Origin of the sequence: Lentimicrobium sp. L6 (assembly GCF_013166655.1) — a bacterium.
Lineage (GTDB): Bacteria > Bacteroidota > Bacteroidia > Bacteroidales > UBA12170 > UBA12170.
Genome location: NZ_JABKCA010000157.1, coordinates 1 through 2,399 on the forward strand (window position 1 = coordinate 1; position 2,399 = coordinate 2,399).

The 2,399-nt window shown below is 35.2% G+C and carries 1 protein-coding gene; it reads right to left on the reverse strand.

Annotation, left to right across the window (positions count from 1 at the left end; all coding sequences use genetic code 11):
- Positions 1-560: 560 nt before the first annotated feature.
- Positions 561-2,150 carry a T9SS type A sorting domain-containing protein gene (locus HNS38_RS19935; protein WP_172279034.1) on the reverse strand — a complete coding sequence of 530 codons (1,590 nt, stop codon included), beginning with the start codon at positions 2,148-2,150 and terminating at the stop codon, positions 561-563.
- Between the last annotated feature and the right edge of the window lie 249 nt (positions 2,151-2,399).

The following is a 2,399-nucleotide window of genomic DNA, read 5'->3' on the forward strand; positions in this document are numbered from 1 at the left end:
AAAGAGAGCTGGCGAGCTGGCGAATTATTGATTCCCTCATGCATTTTTCCATTTGTTTTATTCAAAGCTATCCGCGAGAATCTGTTCAATCCGTCTCATCTGTGTTCAGCTTTATCCCTTCGCTAACTTTGCGATTTCCCTTTTCATTTTCTTTGCGTGTGAATATCTTTTTACCCCACCGCTGTTGTAGGCCATGTCGATAAAGAAGGTATTACCATATTTGTCTGGATTGAACATTTCTACAGTTGTGGTCGGATGGTTTCTGTTCTTCCCAAGGTCTTAGTGCAACTGAATATTTTCGCCGAAAGGCTCATTCAAGAAGAAATAAGGATGAAAACAATAAGAACTTTTAACTTCATAGCTTTTATATGTTAGTGTTAAAAGTAGGCAAATATATCTTTTATTTTGATTGAAAAATAAAAATATGAAAAGGTTTAAAAGCTTGAATGAATGTTTGTTAACTAGATTTGTATAGGCGAAAAAAATTAAGTACCAATACTCAAAGGGGTATATCGGTACTTAATTGTCTGTATATATTCTTGATAAGATATTTATATCTTTTAGTGTTGAATACTCAGCCTTTTAGATTCAATACTTGTGGAAGATTCAATTTCTAAAATGTAAATTCCATTTTCAAATAGTGCCGTATTTAATTGCACCTGAGATTGGTCTGAAACATTTAGTGTGTATATTTTCTGTCCCATCAGGTTATATAAATTAATTCTATTTAAGCTTTCAGCAGAAGAAATTTGCACGAAGTCATTGGCAGGATTTGGAAATAACCGAACATTATCAGAAGACTTATTCTCCGTTATCCCAACTTCAGTTGTTAAAATAATATCATCAATATAAGCCGCAGCACCATCAGCTCCTATATAATGAAAAGCAAACTGAAAGCTATCTTCATCAGAATAGGCAGATATATCAATGAAAGCTTCATAATAAACCCAATTTTCAAATTCGCCCACCATGGTTTCGTCCCAAATTGGAGTCCAAGTAAGCCCCCCGTTGGTAGTTACTTCTACAATCAAGTCGTAATTATCATTAGGAGCCACAGAGTAGTTATAAGAAAGGGCCCACCAGAAGCTTAATTGTGGAAACCCAGTGTATGCTAAATTAAATACAGGAGAGATTAAATACTCATCTTGAGGGTTTACATTATACCCAATTCGAGCATGTCCTTCGCCCGAATGTGGTTCAATGAATCCAGCTGCGGGGGTATAGTACCAAGTATCTTCTTCGTTAGATTGCTGAACAGAGAAGCATCCCAGATTTCCATTTTCGAAGCCTTCTTCCCAATCAATTGGTATAATGACATCACAATCTGTTGAAAATGAAAGTGGGCCTTCCCAATCTGACTCATTTTCACCACAATTGGCTTTAACATAAACATCATAGCTAGTATTGGCTTCTAGATCCATTATTTCATAGGGATGAGAATCGGTACTTAAGCTTGTTCCTTCTCCTAAGTTAAATCCAGATTCACCATACTCAATAAACCAAGACTCCTCTATTCCACCATTGGTCCAATCGATAGTGGCTGAGTTTCCGTCAGTATATACTAAACTCAAGTCATTTGGTTTAATACAATCAGGAGCTTCATCGATGATAAAAGCATCCACATAGGTGTTTTTAAAACCAAAATCACTGACAGCTGTAATTTGAATTTTGACCACGTCAGGATCTAAAACTTTATGGTATTCAACAAAATTATCGCCACTGCCAGTTGCTTCTATCACATCAATTTCAACAAATATCACTCCATCAATGGATGTTGAAATCTTCAATAGTGAAGGTTCTAATGGGGCGTCATTATTCCACCATTGGAATGTTAGATATGGAGTTATCAGAGAGCTTAAATCGAAGCTAGGAGTGGTTATAGAGCCTTCTATATTGGGGATAAAATCATAATTACTAAACATAGCTGCTTGTTCTCCATCAAAAACAAATCCTGGACCCGCATTTCCATCATCAGTGTTATATATTCCATTATTCTGAACCCAAGCGCCAGTGCCAGAATTAGGAGAAATGGTCCAATCGGCAGGGGGCCAAGTTTCAAAGCTTTCATTAATAATTTGGCCAGATGCTGTGAAAGAACTCACGAAAATCATTAACAAAAGGATGATGTGTAATCGGTATGTTTTAATCATAGTTTATAATTTAACTGCAAATTACGGGAAATTCCTAGAAATTCTGCTACAAAATTTTGAATAATACTTTCTTTTATCATGATTTGTTCACCTTCTGTTATTGTTTAAAAGCTGTGGATAAAATAATATTACTTAAGCCCTTTGATCACAGTTTATTCATGAAATAATAATTAATTTGAGGTGCTCAATTGTTCACTTATCCTATCAGTTTGATAACCTATTAGTTAATCAGCGATATATTAAAATTGT

What these genes read in the sequence shown, in the direction of transcription:
- HNS38_RS19935 (WP_172279034.1), bottom strand. Translation starts at nt 2,150, where the DNA reads ATGATTAAAACATACCGATTACACATCATCCTTTTGTTAATGATTTTC.